The sequence below is a fragment of the Streptococcus porcorum genome, assembly GCF_053203725.1.
This window is the reverse complement of sequence record NZ_JBRUDG010000007.1, coordinates 20142-37881: the sequence shown is the minus strand read 5'-3', so window position 1 is coordinate 37881 and position 17740 is coordinate 20142. Positions and strand designations below refer to the sequence as shown.

Genomic DNA, 17740 nt, shown 5'->3' with positions numbered 1-17740 from the left:
CTTAAGTTTTACGAAAGGTTGTTTTAAGTCTAACTTAAGCTAGGCAACTTATACTATAAACATCCTAATAAACTTTTCTTTTTCATAAATCTCCTTGATCAGGTAGGGCTTTCAGCTCCTGCCTGATTTTTTTTTACTTACCGCTAGATGACAAAAACACTAGTAAGCAAAAAAACTTCCCTCACAAATGTAAGGGAAGTTAGGAGATTTATGAAAAAGAAAAGTTTTAGGATGACTATAGTATAGCCATAATAACTTAAAACAAGCTTAAAGAATCTAAAAAAGATTTGGTAGCTTTAATTGAACTGTGAGCGGAAGACTGTGAGAAAATGATAGATCTTCCTTGGACTGAAATGTCCTGTGTCAATCTCCTATTTCTTCTTGGTCTTCTTACGCTCTCAGTATCTTATAATTGAACTCGTCCTAAAATCCTTGTGAAAATGATGCTCGCTCTTGTGTCATGTGACACGGCGGTTGAGCCCTATTTTCATACGGATTTTTTACGGGCTTAGTATCTTGGTTTAACGTAAAAGTATCTTATTTTTACTCTACACTTTTTAGGGCTTCGAGCATGTCGATTTTTTTGAGCCATTGGTTGACGATGATGCCTAAAATAATGAGAATCAAGATAACAACACCAGCTGGTACGGCATAGATGAGCCAACCGACTGCGGGGTTAAACATGACCGTATCTGGTGGGATAATGAGAAGCATATAGCTGTGTAAGGCATACCCCATACCAAAGCCTACTAAAATCCCGATTAAGGAAAGGTACATGGTTTCACGATAGATATACATGGTCACTTCCTTATCATAAAAACCAAGTACTTTAATGGTGGATAACTCACGGATGCGCTCTGCTACATTGACATTAGTCAGGTTATAAAGAATGACAACTGCAAGTAAGACAGAGGTAATGATCATAATGTACATAACACGGTTAAGAGAGTCCACAATGGTATTAACTTGCTCTTTAAGAGTGGTATTTTGAACAACACCTTTAACGGCTGCAAGGTCCATAAAATCTGTGGCAACAGCATTGGTGTTTTTAGTAGAGTCATCTTTTAGCATCAGCAGATCAGCGTTGTAGTCAACAGATGTGCCAAAGGCTTTTTCATAATAGTCTTGACTCATAAAGATAAAGTGACTCATGTACATCTCTGCAATACCTGAAATGTTCAGTTTGATACTTTTTCCATCAGCATTCTTAACAGCGAGGGGATCCCCTACTTTAACACCTGTCAAATCAGCTAATTTTTCTGAAATCACCACACCATCTTGGTCTAAATGCAAATCCTTGCCATCTGTACGATTCACCAAATTGATGTATTTTCTAAATGTCGCATCATCTTTCCCATCTGTGACAAGGGTGGTGATGCTTTGTTCATCATTATTGTCTCCTGCGACTTTTGTTAGGGTTTCATAATGAACAGATAAGTGGCTCTTGACATCATCTGAGTTTAACAGTTGATTCAAGTCCTTTTCTTGACTACTACTTAAATGATTATTTTCAGCCACGATCATATCATACTTGATGATGTCATTAAACTGACGATTATTAAGGTCAGCAATAGAAGATCGGACACCCAATCCTGCAAATAAGAGGGCAATGGAGCCACAAACGCCAAAAATGGTCATCAACATCCGTTGTTTATAACGGAAAATATTTCTAGCGGTCACCTTTTGTGTAAAGCTCATACGAGACCAGATCAGTGTAATGCGCTCCATCAAGATTTTTGATCCAGATGCTGGTGGTTTAGGGAGAAGAAGCTGGGCTGGTTTTTCAGCCAACTCTTTACGCGCTACCAACAAGGCTGGTACCACGCTACTCACCAAACCAAGTAGAATAGCTAGCAAGGTTTTTACTGGGTAAAAATGAAGCTCGATTGGAGCAACAACCAACTTAGAGGCGTAGGTACTGTAGATGATACTTGGTAAAAGCAAGTGCCCTGCCAGTGTTCCGATAGCTGTTCCGATCATACTGGTCACAAAACCATAGAGAACAAACTTCCGAACAATAGAGCGGTTATCGTAGCCTAGAGCTTTGAGTGTTCCTGCTTTTAGGCGCTCCTCATCCACAAAGCGTGCCATCGTCGTAAAGGTAACAAGTGCCGCAATGAAATAAAGCACAACAGGGAAGATATTGCCAACTGCGTCAATCACTGAGGCGTTATTTTCATAAGAAACATAGCCTTCTGATCCTGGGATTTCTCGGCGTGTATAGGTTTCATAGGTTGGTTGCTCAAGATCATCTAGGCTGTCTTGCGCCTCCTCTAGAGCAGCTTCTTTTTCAGCTAACTCTTTATCAGCCTGGGCTTTTTTGGTTTGATAAGCCTTTGTTTTTTCTGCTAGACTAACTTTGGCGGCTTGAAGTTGGCTGTCTTGCTCTGCCACGGCAGCTGCACCATAAACAGCTTTAGCAGCATTTAATTGGTTTTCTTGCTCAGTGATTTGCGCTTGTGCCTGATCGAGTTGCGCTTTTGCATCATTGAGTTCTTTTTTAGCAGCTGTGATTTTAGCATACCCTTCATCAATGGTTTTTTGTCCCTCTTCTTTAAGCTCTGCTAAACGAACACTCGGTTGGTTTTCCAAAAGTTTAGCGACAGCTTTTTTATCTTCATAGACTTGATCGATGTAAGTTTGCTCATAAGGGCTAATGCTTCGTAAATCATCATAAGCAACCCGTGCTATCATATAAACATCTGAATCAAAGCTTGTATCAGTCACCACACCGTAACCATTTAGCTCACCACTACCTGCTGTGGTTTGTCCAAGATTAACACGAGACAGCAACTCTGAGGAGTTGACAAAACCAACGATTTTATAACTGTGATCTTTTAAGACCTTTTCCCCATTTTGACCAGCTTTTTCTGTAAAGTCAATGGTATCTCCTATCTTATAATCATCTTGATAGGCTGCAGAAAGGGCGATTTCACCACGTTTTGTTGGTAATTTTCCCTCAGCTAAGTCATAGGTTGATAAGGTTTCTGGTTTTGAAAAAAGGCGAAATGCACTCGTGCTATCTTTAACCACAACATCTTTGAAATAGCCATACTCAACGGTCGCTTCATCATCTAAGCCATCCAAAATTTTGGTGTCTGAGCTATCCAAACCATAATTACTAATAACAAAAAGGTCTGCTGTTTGATGTTCTCTAAAAAAGTCCTCTCCAGTTGTTCTAATATCTGGTCCTGATACTTTAAGCCCAATCAAAGCAAAAGAGCCTAAAGCCATCAAGGAAACTATGGATAACACACGACCTTTTGAAGTTGAGAAGGATTGTCTAAGATCCTTCCAATACGTTTTTCCAACCACTTGACGACCTCCTTAATACTCTAAGTCTTCAATCTTTTGAGGATTAGGATTGATATCAATGCTTTGAACACGCGCATCATGCATCCGAATGACACGATCTGCAATCGGCGCTAAAGCACCATTATGGGTAACAATAATAACGGTTGAACCTTTAACACGTGCCATGTCTTGTAAAATTTTTAAAACTTGTTTACCTGTCTTATAATCTAAGGCACCTGTCGGCTCATCACACAAAAGGATTTTAGGATTTTTAGCAACTGCTCGTGCAATTGCTACCCTTTGTTGCTCCCCACCAGATAATTGCGCTGGAAAGTTATTAATCCTCTGACCAAGACCGACATCTTCTAAAGTTGTTGTTGCATCTCGTGCGTCTTTGACAATCTCAGATGCCAACTCAACATTTTCCTTAGCTGTCAGATTAGATACCAAGTTATAAAATTGAAACACAAAGCCGACATCTTCTCGGCGATAGGTTGTTAACTGCTTGGCATTATAATTAGAAATATCCACCCCATCAATGATGACATTTCCTTCATCGTTTGTGTCCATTCCACCTAAGATATTGAGAACCGTTGACTTACCAGCTCCTGAAGAACCCAAGATAATCACTAGCTCTCCTTTTTCTATGTCAAAATTAATATCATTATTGGCAATGATTTCTGTCTCACCCATCTGATAACGTTTATAAGAATGTTTTACTTCAATGTAAGCCATGATAATCTCCTTAGTTTTATATCGACAACATGTTGATTTAATTACTGAAATAGTATATAATGACTAGAAAGAAAAAGCAACCATCACTTTTGAACAAAGTATTGATTTAAGAGGTTCCTATGCAAAAAAGACAAACACAAACTAAAACCATCATCAAAGACAGCCTAGCTAGCTTATTGTTAGAAGAAAAATTTGAAGATATCTCTGTCAGTAAACTCACCAGAAAATCTGGCATCAACCGAGGTACCTTTTACCTTCACTACATTGATAAATATGACATGATGGATCAGCTCAAAGCAGAGACACTGGCTCAACTGACTCAGATATTAGAAGATACAAACCTTAATCCCAAAGCAACCATAAAAGCAGCGCTAGATTACCTCAAAAATGACTTTACCTTTATCTTCGCCATTTCAAAAAGTAGTTTTACAGACTTCTCTCAGACCATCACCATCTTTTTAAAAAATATGATCGAAAACTCCCCAATGGTCGTTTCAGACTTAGCCAATAGCTACCATATCCCAGAGAAATATGCTCTTGAAATGTTAGTGGCTAGCATTGAGAGTATTATCACCCTCTGGATAGCTGACGGTGCTATAGAAAGCACCGAAGAAATGACTGAGATTATTTTTAATGTCTCATATTTTGACAAATGGCGTTGATGGCGCTTTCATCACTTTTATTGTAACACAGTTGCAAGATTTCCAATCAAAAAATCCTCTTTAACAGAAAGAACAGACAAAAGACTAGAGGCTGGGCAAAAAGTCCAGCCTCTCTTCTCAGAGTTCGTGTCAACATCTCAGCGCAGTGGTTGATTGGCTTTAACAGTCTGGGAGACTGTTAAAGGTAGGAGATAAGATTTGCAAAGCAAATCTCAGCAGTTCGTGTTTCACACTCCAAATCTGACCATTACGACTGTTGCAAACAAAGTTCGCTTCATCTCCAACCTCAAACTGTCTCCCAGACAGTTTGAGCTGTGTGGGGGTGGGATAAAACAGTCTATCCCCAGACTGTTTCAGCTCACCAACTAGAAATAAAGACTTGTTGACAAACTCTTTTTTGACCAGTCAAGTTCTTTCCCACTCCCCAGCCTTTTACATCACTATCACTGCTCTTTCTCACGATAAAAAACAGCTTGGTTGGCAACCGTGACAATCCTATCACGACTAGCATCTGAAGTGGAGTAAGCTATTCCTCTTGGGATAAAATAAAGGGCTTCTATACTCAATCTGTTTTCAGCTACCACAAAACCTGTCGCTCTTCCTTTGACAGCATCGTTAACCGCAAAAGACTCTGGAATAAGGACATGGTCCCCAAGAAAGATCTGGTTTCCTATCAGGTCTGAAAGATGATCTGTAGCCGATTGATGATCAATTGTAAGAAGACCAGCTGCACTAAATTCTAACTGATGCCCATCTTTAGACTCCCACTGTCCTTTGATAGAGGAAAAATCACCTTTTACCATATCATCTACTGCCATGCTCACCAAATCAGAAACATCAAAAGCTGTCCAATGCCCTTGTCTTGTGTCATCATTAGATAAGTGAATCAGATCAGCAGGTAATTTTTTCAAACCGTAAAAAGCAACGGTATAAGCAGCTAACACTTCAACCTCATCTGAACCATCATGAAAGGCAATAATCAACTCATCAATACCGTCCCCTTCTAAATCCATATATTGATAAGAAGGATTGCGACTGGGAGATTGTAGCACTTTCAGATTCACATCACCTGTTGTGGCTTTTAAAGGCAGACCCGTGGCGTATTCCTCAATAGCAGATTGATAATTGTTCAGCACCACTTGATAAAGTGATTTATCATCTACCGTGCTGGCATAGTACTTTTTTAGAAAAGGAAAAAGAACTAAAGAGAAAAGCATCATAGCCACTAAAAGTATTATGACCTTTAATCTAGCCATCAAACAAGCTTTTAGACTCTCCCTATTATCCCAAGACACTCCCGTAAACATATCCTCTCCCAAGTTCAATGTATTTTTACTATTATACCTTATTTCAAATGAGTTTCCAAAAGTTTTTTAATAAAAAAGTGAGAACAACCGTTAACATACGATTTGTTCTCACTTTTTAAAATCCATTTATGACTAGGCTTTAGCCGTCAAAATTTCTAGTGTTTCAATCAAGTTTTCAGCATTAACCTCAATGGTATCACCAGTCGCTTTAATCTTAACTTCAACAATACCTTCGGATGCTTTTTTCCCGATAGTGACACGAATTGGAAGACCAATCAAATCACTATCTGAGAATTTAGAGCCGACACGTTCGTTGCGATCATCTGTCAACACCTCGTATTTAGCAACCATCAGGTCTTTTTCAATACGAGCGGTCAATTCTTGGGCAGCCTCATCTTTGACATTGACAGTAATCAAGTGAACATCAAACGGTGCCAATTCTTCAGGGAAATTAATTCCCCAAGCATAACGGAAATCACCTTTTGGTGTTTTATTAACAAAGATACGAGCGTGTTGCTCTAAGACCGCTGACAAGATACGGCTAACACCGATACCATAACATCCCATAACCATAGGAGTCGCCTTGCCATTTTCATCAAGGATCGTAGCCCCCATACTATCTGAGTAACGTGTCCCTAGTTTGAAGATATGACCAACTTCGATACCACGCGCAAACTTCAAGACACCTTGACCATCTGGTGAGAGCTCTCCTTCACGAACTTCACGAATATCGACATATTCTGCTGTAAAGTCACGTCCTGGGTTAACTCCTGTCAAATGGAAGCCGTCCTCGTTAGCTCCTGTTACAGCATTGCGACTATCCTGTACCTTACGGTCAGCGATAATTTTAACTGTATCTGGTAAGTTAACAGGACCAAGTGAGCCAAAGCTTGCCCCAAAGATGGTTTGTGCTTCTACTTCTGTTGCCGGCTCTAAGAAATCTGCTCCAAGGTAGTTTTTCAACTTCACATCATTGACTTGGTCATTACCCACCAAAAGTGCGACAACTGGCTGACCATCTGCCATAAAGAGAAGAGTTTTGATGGTTTGTGTTTCCTCAACTTCCAAGAAAGCTGCAACATCATCAATAGACTTACAATCTGGTGTGGCAACTTTGACAACTTCTTCTTCTGCCACAACCACTGTACTTGGCTTATAGAGATCTGTCGCCATCTCAAGATTGGCAGCATAATTAGATTCGCTAGAGTAAGCAATGGTGTCCTCACCAGCAACTAACCATGATGTTAGCTCTGCTTTAATCTCATCTAAAACATCTGTCGGGATCTCATCAATAGAGCTAATTGCTTTATCAAGTACCAACCAGTGATCAAGGTCTGTACGATCAGCTGTAATCGCCATAAACTCTTGGCTATCTTTTCCGCCCATAGCACCACCATCACCGATGATTCCTTTAAACTCTAAGCCTGCGCGTGTAAAGATAGCTTCATAAGCCTTTCTATAGTCCTCATAAGTCACATCCAAACTATCATAGTTAGGGTGGAAACTATAGGCATCTTTCATGATAAACTCACGTGTACGGAGCAGACCATAACGTGGACGTTTTTCATCGCGGTATTTTGGCTGAATTTGATAAAGGCTAAGTGGTAATTGCTTATAAGATTTCACCGCATCACGCACAAGAGCGGTAAAAGTCTCTTCGTGGGTTGGACCCAAGATAAAGTCAGACTTGTCTCGGTTTTTTAATTTGTAAAGGTCTTCGCCATAAGTTTCATAGCGCCCTGATTCGCGCCAAAGGTCAGCGGTTAAAAGAGCTGGTGCTAACATCTCGATAGCTCCAATTTTTTCAAACTCTTCTCGCATGATATTCTTTGCTTTTTCAATCACTCGATTAGCAAGTGGAAGATAAGCATAAATCCCTGCTGAAATCTGGCGAACATAGCCCGCACGCACCATCAAGGCATGGCTGATAACTTGGGCATCACTTGGCATTTCGCGAAGTGTTGGAATAAGCATTTGACTTTGTTTCATTGTTTTATTAAATCTCCATTTCACTTTTTTAGAAAAAGGCACGCACAATATCGTTCCATGTCACTGCAACCATCAACAAGACCATAAAAACAACTCCTGCCAAGGTAATATAGGTTTCGGTTTCTTGTTTAAGAGGTTTTTTACGAATGGCTTCTAAGATATTCATCACTAGCTTTCCACCATCAAGGGCTGGAATGGGAAAGAGGTTAAAAATTCCCAAGTTAATGGACAAAAGCCCCATCAAATTCAAAACAGCTATCAATCCTGACTGAGCTGCACTGCTTGTCATCTGATACATGGCAACTGGCCCACCTAATTTGTTAAGATCTGGTTGTAAAATTAAATTTTTAAAAGCATCAAGAATGAGGAAAGCACGATCCCAAGCTAGCGTTATCCCACCAACAATTTTCTCAAAAAATCCTGTTTTCAGACCTGGTGAGACACCTAAGAGATAGCGATCGCCTGATTTTTTAGGAGTAACTTCTATTTCCTTCTCCGTATTGTCAGACTTCACCGTTAAATGAAGCACTTGATCAGACTTCATATTTTTTGTCGTCTCATCTACAGCTGACACGAGATCTTCCCAGTTACTAATTTTAATCCCCTCGATGGCTAATATCTGGTCATTATTTTTAAGACCTGCTTGAGCAAGAGCTCCATTTTCAACTACTTGGACATGGTTTGTGGTCACATCTTGAACCCCACCTTGAGCAAACATCAAAAGGATATAAACCAAAACCCCTAAAATGAAATTATTTAAAGGACCTGCAAAGTTAGTAATCATCCGTCCAAAAACACTAGCATTTTGGTATTGAACATCTAAAGGAGCAATACGAACCTCTGTCCCATCCTCTTCAATAATAGTGGCATCATGATCAACCTGATAGGTCTTTGTTTCTTCTAAGACCAAACCTGTGATAGTCAGTTTATCCTCTAAATCATAAGAGGTGACATTCATCGGCAGAGCAGTTGGATCAATTTGCTTTCCTGATAGGTTAATCCGTGTGACCAAGCCATCTGGATTAACCGTCAAACTTGCGGGTGTTCCTGTCTTAATCTCCGTTTTGTCCTCACCCCATCCAGCCATACGGACATAACCACCTAAAGGCAAGATGCGAATGGTATAAGCTGTGCCATCTTTTCCAATATGGGCAAAGATTTTTGGTCCCATACCGACGGCAAATTCACGCACCAGAATCCCTGATTTTTTGGCAAAATAGAAGTGACCAAACTCATGGACGACTACAATAATACCAAAAACTAATATGAAAGTTAAAATCCCTAACATCAACTGCCTCCTTAAAATAAACCAAAGAAGTGCATAATCGGAAAGACAAAAATCATACTATCAAAACGATCTAAAATTCCACCATGACCTGGGATAAGATTTCCAGAATCCTTCACACCATAGTGACGTTTAATCGCACTTTCAACTAAATCACCAAATTGGGCAAATACTGAAAATAAGGCTACTAAAATTAACATCACAAAAAAGTTATGAGGGGCGTAAACACTCTTATCAACCAACATAAACACAAAAGAGACCAAAACAGCACTGACGATCCCACCAAGACTACCTTCAACTGTCTTGTTAGGAGATACCCTTGGCAATAATTTTCGACGGCCAATTTGTCTCCCAATCATATAAGCGCCTGTATCTGTCGCCCAGACGATGAATAGAGCCAACAGTACCTTATCTAGTCCTGAGATGCGAGCTAGGGCGAGATTATGAAATCCGATACCAACATAAAAGCTCGATGCAATCGCAAAAGTAGCATCATCAAAAGAATACTCTCTGCTATTTAAAACCGTTCCTGCCAAAATCAGAAAAACGACCAAAGCATAACTGATAAAACTACTGTCTGTAGGAAGGAAGGTCAGGTATTGATCCATCGGAATGGTCATCACAATCGCTGCCAACATGGCTAAAATTCCTTCAAATGAAAAGGGCTCTAACTGCTTCATCCTTAACATTTCAAATACACCAATAGCAGCTAAAGCTCCTAATAGTAATTGGAAAGACAGTCCACCAATAAAAACAAATGGCAGGAAAATAGCCAAAGCTATTCCTCCATAAATCACTCTTTGTTGCATGATATCTCCTTAATTAAACCCCACCAAAGCGACGATGGCGTTGATTGAAATCTGAAATAGCTTTTTCTAACTCCTCTGCGTTAAAATCTGGCCACAAAACATCTGTAAAGTAAAACTCACTATAAGCAGTTTGCCAAGGTAAAAAATTACTAAGGCGAAGCTCACCGCTAGTACGAATCACCAAGTCTGGATCACGATAAAGATAAGGCAAATGATTGGTCATCAAATAATTAGCCACCAAGTCCTCATCAATATCTCCAGGATTAAAACGCGCCTCTAAAACATCTTGTGCAATCAACTTAATCGCACTGGTGATCTCAGATCGACCACCATAATTCAAAGCAAAGTTTAACACTAAACCTGAGTTATGTTTGGTTTTCTCAATGGCACGCTCTAAAGCCGATAGAGTTTCTTTGGGTAAGCGATTAAGCTCACCAATCATTTGGACACGAACATTATTGCGATGGAGTTCTGGGACATATTTATCAAAAAATTCCACAGGAAGATTCATAATAAACTTGACCTCATCTTCTGGGCGAGACCAGTTTTCTGTCGAAAAGGCATAAACCGTTAAGACCTTAACACCTAGATCTGAAGCTTTAATGGTCACATTTTGAAGAGCATCCATACCTGCCTTATGCCCAAACACACGAGGTTGCATCCGCTTTTTAGCCCACCGACCATTGCCATCCATAATAATCCCAATATGATGTGGAATGTGTTCTAAATTGAGTATTTTCTTTTTTCTTTTAAAATTAAACATAATCGTGATATCCTAAAATTGTGCTATTGGTATTTTACCATAATTTAGGCGGTTTTGATAATTTTTCTAATGTGATCCCTGAGAAGACTTTCTCTCTTTCTTTTGATAAAATAAAACAAAAAGGAGATGTTATGACAACCTTTGGAATTATCGGATCAAGTCAAACCGCCTTACTACTTTGCCTTGAAATGCAAAAAATGGGGATTTGGGTCAATTGTTTAACGCGGCACCAAAATTCTAGGATTTATCAGGTAGCCGATAGTCGTTATCAGGCACGTGATATCCAATCCATTATTAACTTTGCCATGGATAGTGATAAGGTTTTTATTGTGGATAGGGAGTTACAAGTGGGTATATTAAAAGAGTTGGAAAACCTTACTCAGTTTGTTCAAAATTTAGACCTCTACCATTATCTATCTCAAACAGACACGATTAACCTCAAACTTAATAGTATCTCAGATATTATCACCAAAGGAAATAAAATCCAAAAAGACTTACATATCTTATTTTTAGCAGATATTAGGAGTCAAATTTTAGCCATTAGTCAAAATAGCTACCAGCACCAAGAACTCAAAGAAAGTTTGGTGTCCCCTCCAATCAGCCATACGCTTTATCAAAAGTTGGAGACAAAATTAGCTCACCTAAGCAACCTGCTCAACCTACATGAAGTGATCAGTATTCGAGCGCTTATTTTTGAAGGCGAGGAGGTTATCTTCCAACAGATGATACAAGGTGTCCACCAAAGCTTTGAACCAAGTTACCTTGCTTGGCAAACTAACATTTATCATCTCATGATCAAGCAGGCACTCGATTATCCTATGGATCTCCATCTTAAAAAAGAAAAAAATTACTATGCGACTTGGCTGGATCACACTGAATTAAGCAAGCTCAAAAAACAAATTCCCTATTTCCCTGAATTTCAACTGTATGCTCCCTACCGAGCAACATCAGGCTACCTCGTTTTAAGCGAGCCTTATCTTAGTGATAAACTACAAAAACTCAAAAAACTCATGGACTAGCCATGAGTTTTTACTTATTCTTGAATGGCAGCATCATCTGCTTCAACTTCGCTAGTGACAGCACTTTCTGCAGTGTCACTCGTTTTTTTGACAACGCGTTTAATAGCTGACAATTCAAAGGTCAAATAAACACCTTCAACATCCAAGACAACCTTCTGCGCTTCTTGATCAATCTCATCAATCAAGGCATACATACCACCAATCGTCACTACCTCATCCCCTTTAACGAGGGCATTAAGTTGATTTTGACGCTCTGTTGCCTGTTTTTTTTGTTGGCGTGAGGTGAAATACATCATCCCTACCATCATGACTAAAATAATAATTAAGCTAAAGTTCATCTTATCCTCCAAAATACTAAAGTCATAAACTACTATAGCAAAATTACAGGCTTTGAGCAAGAAGAAGCTCGGTTTCTGATTAATTGATGAAGGCTGTAATAGCTTCCTCAGATAGTGAGGAATCGCAAACAACTTTAACCTGACCAGCTTTTGCAACTAAAAGCCCTGGAACAGTTTTCACACCATAGGCATCACGCAAGGCCTGTGTTTCCACTAAATCAGCTGGATTTTGACTATGTAAAAAATAAACCTTGACGTCGTTTTCTTTAGCCACACGAGATAACTTAGGCGCAAAACGTTGGCAATAAGGACAGGTTTCACGTCCAATAAAGACCACCACATCTTGCTGAGTCGCCAACAGGTCTTTGAGATCCTTGGCTAAAATCGGGGTAAAATCTTGAATCGCTTCTTGAAATGTAAACATCTGCTTTCTCCTTTTTTTATGATAAGTCTATCATATAGAAAATTCTATTAAAGCACAAAAATTTTTAACGAAAATCAAAAAAATTGTGACAAGGCATTAGCTGTCCTTATCACAATTGTCATATGATTATTCTTAGTCTCGGTCATCATAGCCATTTGGATGACTTGAATGCCATGCCCAAGCTGTCTCAATGATTTTCTCAATATCATCAAATTGTGGCTTCCAGCCCAAAACCTCACGTGCCTTAGCTGAGCTTGCAATCAAGGTATCTGGGTCTCCTGGACGACGATCAGCCAGTTCTGCTGGGATTTCTTTTCCAGTTACTCGACGTGCAGCCTCTAGGATTTCAAGGTTTGAAAAACCAGTCGATGATCCTAGGTTAAAGGCTGACGATGGATTTCCTTTACGGAGATAATCCACTGCCAATAGATGAGCATCTGCCAAGTCAAAAGGATGCACATAATCACGCACATTAGTACCATCTGGCGTCTGATAATCATCACCAAAAATCATGATCTTATCACGTTTGCCTTGCGCCACCTGTAAAATAATAGGCAATAAGTGAGTTTCAGGACCGTGATCTTCTCCGATAGAGCCATCTGGTTTTGCACCTGCCACATTAAAGTAACGCAAAGCAACAAAACTGATACCGTAAGCTTCATCTGACCACTTCATGATGGTTTCCATCATGAGCTTACTTTCCCCATAAGGATTGATGGGACGTTGTGGTGTTGTCTCCAAGATAGGAATTTCTTCTGGAATGCCGTAAGTTGCTGCTGTTGATGAAAAGACAATGTGCTTCACACCAAATTCATTCATCACTTCAAGCAATTTGACCATGCCCACTGTATTGTTATCAAAATATTTTAGGGGTTTTTCCATTGATTCAGCAACCAATAAATAAGCCGCAAAGTGAATGACTGCGTCAATATCTGGATTTTCTGTAAAGACTTTACGCATAAAATCTTGGTCAGCCAGGTCGCCTTGATAAAATGTCACATCAGGGTGAAGGGCTGCACGGTGGCCTGTGACCAAATTATCCACTACCACCACGTCTTCTTGACCTTGTTCAATCAAGCGGTCAACCATGTGAGAGCCAATATAACCTGCCCCACCTAAAATCAAAACTGCCATATCTTCTCCTTTTTTCTAGCTACGGCATAGTAGCCCCCATCTGTTTGAGCAAACGGATAACCCCTGCCTGTCCCTCAGCATCCATCTTGTAAACACCCGCATCCTCTAGGACACGCAAGAAACGATAACCGATTTCTTGTTTGACAATAGCAGACACCGTAGCGGCATCACAAGTTGGGTACTTCGCTTTTAAGCTTTCTGCCCAATCCTTATGATAATCTTTAATAGTATTATACTCATCTAAGAGATATTTTTCAACCTCAAGCATCTCATCTTTTAGTCGTGGTGGCAAAATGGCCAATCCCATCACTTCAATCAAGCCGATATTTTCTTTTTTAATATGCTGAACATCCTGATGAGGGTGAAAAACACCATCTGGATAAGCTTCACTGGTGTGATTGTCCCTTAAAACCAGATCAAGCTCATAAAGATTTCCTTTTTTTCGTGCAATCGGGGTAATGGTGTGATGTGGCTGATCTCCTGTATAAGCTAAAATATCCAAAGACAGATCGGAATAATCTTTCCAAACTGCCATAACCTTTTCAGCTAACTGACAAAGAGGCCTCTTATCAGAAGCTTGTAAACGGATCACAGACATAGGCCAATTGAGAATACCTGCCCGCACCTCACTATAACCTTCAAAAACAAACTCTTGTAATAGCTCTGCTTTTTCCATCGGGAAAACATGACGACCTGCTTGATAGTGGTTGTGGCTTAGAATAGAACCTCCTACAATCGGCAAATCGGCATTGCTACCAACAAAATAGCCTGGGAAAATATCCACCAAGTCCAACAACTGAGAAAAAGTCTCTGGAGTAATCACCATTGGTCTATGTCTGGTATCTAATACAATACTATGCTCTGTAAAGTAGGCGTAGGGAGAGTATTGAAAGCCCCATTCTTCGCCATTCAAGTCGAGACGAATCAAGCGATGGTTAGCTCTTGCAGGATGATCTATCCGACCTTGATAACCTTCATTTTCTACGCATAAGAGACAAGTTGGGTAGCTAGAGCTGGTCATGGTTTTTGCTTTTGCGATATCTTTGGGATCTTTTTCGGGTTTAGAAAGATTGATAGTGATTTCTAGATCCCCAAAATCTGTTGGAACTTTATAGGCAATATTTTTAGCAATGGCTTCTTGCTTAATGACATCATTGTCTTGACTCAATTGATAAAAATCTAGTATGGCTTGTTCTGGTGAACTTTGATAGGTAGACCAGAAGTTCTGGTTAACTTGGCTAGGAATTGGGGTAATGAAGTTCATCAACTCCGCCCCCAACATCTCTTTTTCTGCTCCACTATCTTCAATCTTACCATTTTGAATAGCCTGATCAACCAGTACCTCTTTTAACTCCAATAATCTCTTTTCTGAGGTTGATTCCAAGCTAGTTTCTCCTACTAGATGAAAGAGACGATTGACAAGATACACCCGATCCATCTCTTGATACTGGCTTCTTTTGATAATTTCTGTGACAAAGTCTTGCACTACCGTCATCTTCTCTTCTCCTTATTCTAAACGCTTAGCACCTGAAGCAATTTCTGCCAGATAAAAACTTGGCGCATAACCCACGACCTCAGTATAAGTTTTCCCTAATTGCTCTTTAAAATCTTCAACTGCTTCCTTAGCTACAATAGCAATGGCACAACCACCAAAACCAGCACCAGTCATCCGAGCCCCTAAGACCCCTTTTTGTTCCCAAGCAGTATGAACAAGGGTGTCAAGCTCAAGCCCTGTCACTTCATAGTCATGCTCTAAAGAAACATGTGAGGCATTCATCAAGCGACCAAACTGGTCTAAATCCCCTTTTTCTAGCGCTGCTCTAGCTTTTAAGGTCCGTTGATTTTCTAAGACGGCATGGCGAGCCCTTTTCAGACGATTGCTGTCTTTAATTAAATAAGCATATTGATCAAAGCTTGCTTCGTCCAATTCTCCCAAGCTTTTAATGGCTAGCTTACAATTAAGCTCCTCTACGGCTTTTTCACATTCCAAACGACGCTCATTATATTTTGAATCCGCCAATTCACGACGTTTATTGGTATTCATAATAACAATCACATAAGATCCTAACTCAAGTGGAACTAAATCATAGTCTAACGTATTGGTATCTAGATAGATGGCACGCTGGTCTGCTCCCATCCCAATGGCAAACTGGTCCATGATTCCTGAATTTACGCCAATAAAGTCGTTCTCTGTTTTTTTCCCAATTTTAACTAAATCAAGGCGCTCTAGCTTGAGTTCAAATAAACGCTCTAGCATTATCCCTATTAACAGCTCCAAGGAAGCAGAAGAGGATAGGCCTGAACCATTTGGAATATTACCATAAACATAAACATCCATCCCAGACGAAATCTGATGTCCTGCTTCTTGCAAGAACTTGATAACCCCTTTGGGATAATTGGTCCAGGAGTCTTTTTTATCAAAGACCAAGTGGTTAAGATCCACCTCAATGATGCCTTCTTTTTCAAAATTACCAGAATAAAAGCGTAATTTTTGATCTAGACGTTTTTTGGCAGCCCCATAAGTCCCTAAACTAATAGCTGCTGGAAAAACATGTCCACCATTATAGTCTGTATGCTCACCAATAAGATTAATTCGACCGGGTGAAAAGAAGCAAGCATCGGGCTGATAGCCAAAAACTTCCTCAAATTTAGTCTTTAATTCTTCTGTTTTCATAAGCGACCTCCTTTTTGAAAACCCTTTCTTATTTACCTTCATTATATTACAAATGCGTAAACGCGTCAATCGTTTTTAGTAAAATTTTACTAAAAAATTTTACTCATTTTAGAAGATATTGTGTTCAAATATGATATAATAAAGAAAAAATAGTAGAAACGAGGTTATGATGGCAACTCTAAAAGATATTGCTCAGTTAGCTCAGGTCTCTAGTGCGACAGTGTCACGGGTCCTCAATCAAGACCAAACTCTCTCGGTTAGTCCTGAAACCAAAGAAAAGATCCTCAGCATTGCTAGAGACTTAGGATATAGCAAACAAAGGAAAACAACATCAAGACAGAAAAAACGTTCACTAGCTATCGTTCAGTGGTACACTCAAGATGAGGAACTTGATGACCTCTACTACTACTCGATCCGTATCGGTTTAGAAAGACGTGCCCAAGAACTTAATTTCGAGATTTATCGATTTTTCCAAGATCAAAAATGGGACTTAGAGTTGAAAGTAGATGGTATTATTGCCATTGGAAAATTCAGTTTAGAACACATCAACCTCCTAGAGACTTGGTCTTCCCACATCGTTTTTATCGATAGTGACACCCTTTCTCTTGGGCACTCTTGTGTCACAACTGACTTTATTCATTCTGTAGAGGGAGTCATCGATCACTTCTTTAGCAAAAATTTGACAAAAATCGGTATGATTGCCGGAGAGGAAAAATCTAGCGATCATAGAACACCCCTACTAGACCCTCGCTTCCAAGCTTTTCAAAACTATCTTAATAAAAAGCAAGCTTATCAGCCACAGTATATCTTTATTGGGGATTTTTCTAGTCAAGCAGGCTATGATTTAATGAAAAAAGCAATTAATGACTTGAAAGATAATCTCCCTGGTGCTTTTTTCATCGCTAACGACAGCCTTGCTTTAGGTGCCTTAAAAGCTTTACAAGAAGCTAAGATACCTGTCCCTGAACGTGTTAGTTTAATTTCTTTTAACGACACTACGATTACACGTCAAGTCTTCCCCAGCTTATCTAGTGTCACTGTCTTCACAGAAGAAATGGGGAAAAAAGCAGTTGAACTGCTCTATGACGAGCTAAAATCTTCTCCTTTAGTCCCACAACTAATTAGATTAGGAACTAAACTGACATTACGTGATAGTAGTAAATAAACAAAATAGCCATTCAAAGCCTCTACGTAAAAAACGCATGGAATCATTTATTAAGAATGATTCCATGCGTTTTTTAGTAGGAAGATTTATATCTTCTCAATCTCTTTAGGATGAATAGGAGATTAATGTCATCCCTTCTCTA

The 17740-nt window shown here is 39.6% G+C and carries 15 protein-coding genes; 3 read left to right on the top strand and 12 right to left on the bottom strand.

Annotated elements, in window-relative coordinates; all coding sequences use genetic code 11:
* Window positions 1-543 precede the first annotated feature (543 nt).
* Entirely contained in the window at window positions 544-3315 is a 2772-nt protein-coding gene (locus ACVRWY_RS02970) for an FtsX-like permease family protein (RefSeq protein ID WP_354367539.1), read from the bottom strand.
* Window positions 3316-3327: 12 nt separating this feature from the next.
* Complete coding sequence (locus ACVRWY_RS02965; RefSeq protein WP_354367537.1) at window positions 3328-4029, bottom strand: ABC transporter ATP-binding protein; 702 nt, start codon at window positions 4027-4029, stop codon at window positions 3328-3330.
* A gap of 119 nt (window positions 4030-4148) precedes the next feature.
* On the opposite strand from ACVRWY_RS02965, the gene ACVRWY_RS02960 reads away from it, so the two are divergent.
* Window positions 4149-4691, top strand: coding sequence for a TetR/AcrR family transcriptional regulator (locus ACVRWY_RS02960; RefSeq protein WP_354367535.1), 543 nt, complete (start codon window positions 4149-4151; stop codon window positions 4689-4691).
* Between the two features lie 443 nt (window positions 4692-5134).
* Here the strand turns inward: ACVRWY_RS02960 and ACVRWY_RS02955 are convergent, their stop codons facing one another.
* The 5 genes from ACVRWY_RS02955 to uppS form a co-directional block, all read right to left on the bottom strand.
* On the bottom strand, window positions 5135-5998 hold the full coding sequence (locus tag ACVRWY_RS02955) for a DUF6287 domain-containing protein (protein WP_354367533.1): 864 nt from the start codon (window positions 5996-5998) through the stop codon (window positions 5135-5137).
* Window positions 5999-6130: 132 nt separating this feature from the next.
* Entirely contained in the window at window positions 6131-7987 is a 1857-nt protein-coding gene (locus tag ACVRWY_RS02950) for a proline--tRNA ligase (RefSeq protein ID WP_354367531.1), read from the bottom strand.
* A 28-nt stretch (window positions 7988-8015) separates the two neighbouring features.
* On the bottom strand, window positions 8016-9275 hold the full coding sequence (gene rseP, locus ACVRWY_RS02945; RefSeq protein WP_354367529.1) for an RIP metalloprotease RseP: 1260 nt from the start codon (window positions 9273-9275) through the stop codon (window positions 8016-8018).
* Between the two features lie 11 nt (window positions 9276-9286).
* Complete coding sequence (locus tag ACVRWY_RS02940; protein WP_354367527.1) at window positions 9287-10081, bottom strand: phosphatidate cytidylyltransferase; 795 nt, start codon at window positions 10079-10081, stop codon at window positions 9287-9289.
* A 13-nt stretch (window positions 10082-10094) separates the two neighbouring features.
* Window positions 10095-10844 carry an undecaprenyl pyrophosphate synthase gene (gene uppS, locus ACVRWY_RS02935; protein WP_354367526.1) on the bottom strand — a complete coding sequence of 250 codons (750 nt, stop codon included), beginning with the start codon at window positions 10842-10844 and terminating at the stop codon, window positions 10095-10097.
* Between the two features lie 131 nt (window positions 10845-10975).
* On the opposite strand from uppS, the gene ACVRWY_RS02930 reads away from it, so the two are divergent.
* On the top strand, window positions 10976-11863 hold the full coding sequence (locus ACVRWY_RS02930) for a hypothetical protein (protein ID WP_354367525.1): 888 nt from the start codon (window positions 10976-10978) through the stop codon (window positions 11861-11863).
* 14 nt (window positions 11864-11877) lie between these two features.
* On the opposite strand, the gene yajC is transcribed toward ACVRWY_RS02930, so the two are convergent.
* The 5 genes from yajC to ACVRWY_RS02905 all read right to left on the bottom strand — a co-directional run bounded on the left by yajC (window position 11878) and on the right by ACVRWY_RS02905 (window position 16433).
* Complete coding sequence (gene yajC / locus ACVRWY_RS02925; RefSeq protein WP_354367524.1) at window positions 11878-12201, bottom strand: preprotein translocase subunit YajC; 324 nt, start codon at window positions 12199-12201, stop codon at window positions 11878-11880.
* Between the two features lie 79 nt (window positions 12202-12280).
* On the bottom strand, window positions 12281-12625 hold the full coding sequence (locus tag ACVRWY_RS02920) for a DUF6568 family protein (protein WP_354367522.1): 345 nt from the start codon (window positions 12623-12625) through the stop codon (window positions 12281-12283).
* A 132-nt stretch (window positions 12626-12757) separates the two neighbouring features.
* Window positions 12758-13759, bottom strand: coding sequence for a UDP-glucose 4-epimerase GalE (gene galE, locus ACVRWY_RS02915; protein ID WP_354367520.1), 1002 nt, complete (start codon window positions 13757-13759; stop codon window positions 12758-12760).
* A gap of 19 nt (window positions 13760-13778) precedes the next feature.
* Complete coding sequence (gene galT, locus ACVRWY_RS02910; protein ID WP_354367518.1) at window positions 13779-15254, bottom strand: UDP-glucose--hexose-1-phosphate uridylyltransferase; 1476 nt, start codon at window positions 15252-15254, stop codon at window positions 13779-13781.
* Window positions 15255-15266: 12 nt separating this feature from the next.
* Window positions 15267-16433 (bottom strand): galactokinase, encoded by a 1167-nt coding sequence (locus ACVRWY_RS02905; RefSeq protein WP_354367516.1) that lies wholly within the window; start codon window positions 16431-16433, stop codon window positions 15267-15269.
* 169 nt (window positions 16434-16602) lie between these two features.
* Between ACVRWY_RS02905 and ACVRWY_RS02900 the strand changes: the two genes are divergently transcribed.
* A complete protein-coding gene (locus tag ACVRWY_RS02900; RefSeq protein WP_354367514.1) occupies window positions 16603-17598 on the top strand; it encodes a LacI family DNA-binding transcriptional regulator in 996 nt (331 codons plus the stop codon).
* The last annotated feature ends 142 nt before the right edge of the window (window positions 17599-17740 follow it).

Bases quoted from the DNA above. Each gene is read 5' to 3' on its own strand.
- galT (WP_354367518.1), bottom strand. From the start codon at position 15,254: ATGACGGTAGTGCAAGACTTTGTCACAGAAATTATCAAAAGAAGCCAG.
- rseP (WP_354367529.1), bottom strand. From the start codon at position 9,275: ATGTTAGGGATTTTAACTTTCATATTAGTTTTTGGTATTATTGTAGTC.
- ACVRWY_RS02965 (WP_354367537.1), bottom strand. From the start codon at position 4,029: ATGGCTTACATTGAAGTAAAACATTCTTATAAACGTTATCAGATGGGT.
- ACVRWY_RS02905 (WP_354367516.1), bottom strand. From the start codon at position 16,433: ATGAAAACAGAAGAATTAAAGACTAAATTTGAGGAAGTTTTTGGCTAT.
- ACVRWY_RS02950 (WP_354367531.1), bottom strand. From the start codon at position 7,987: ATGAAACAAAGTCAAATGCTTATTCCAACACTTCGCGAAATGCCAAGT.
- ACVRWY_RS02940 (WP_354367527.1), bottom strand. From the start codon at position 10,081: ATGCAACAAAGAGTGATTTATGGAGGAATAGCTTTGGCTATTTTCCTG.
- ACVRWY_RS02930 (WP_354367525.1), top strand. From the start codon at position 10,976: ATGACAACCTTTGGAATTATCGGATCAAGTCAAACCGCCTTACTACTT.
- uppS (WP_354367526.1), bottom strand. From the start codon at position 10,844: ATGTTTAATTTTAAAAGAAAAAAGAAAATACTCAATTTAGAACACATT.
- ACVRWY_RS02900 (WP_354367514.1), top strand. From the start codon at position 16,603: ATGGCAACTCTAAAAGATATTGCTCAGTTAGCTCAGGTCTCTAGTGCG.
- yajC (WP_354367524.1), bottom strand. From the start codon at position 12,201: ATGAACTTTAGCTTAATTATTATTTTAGTCATGATGGTAGGGATGATG.
- galE (WP_354367520.1), bottom strand. From the start codon at position 13,759: ATGGCAGTTTTGATTTTAGGTGGGGCAGGTTATATTGGCTCTCACATG.
- ACVRWY_RS02920 (WP_354367522.1), bottom strand. From the start codon at position 12,625: ATGTTTACATTTCAAGAAGCGATTCAAGATTTTACCCCGATTTTAGCC.
- ACVRWY_RS02960 (WP_354367535.1), top strand. From the start codon at position 4,149: ATGCAAAAAAGACAAACACAAACTAAAACCATCATCAAAGACAGCCTA.
- ACVRWY_RS02955 (WP_354367533.1), bottom strand. From the start codon at position 5,998: ATGTTTACGGGAGTGTCTTGGGATAATAGGGAGAGTCTAAAAGCTTGT.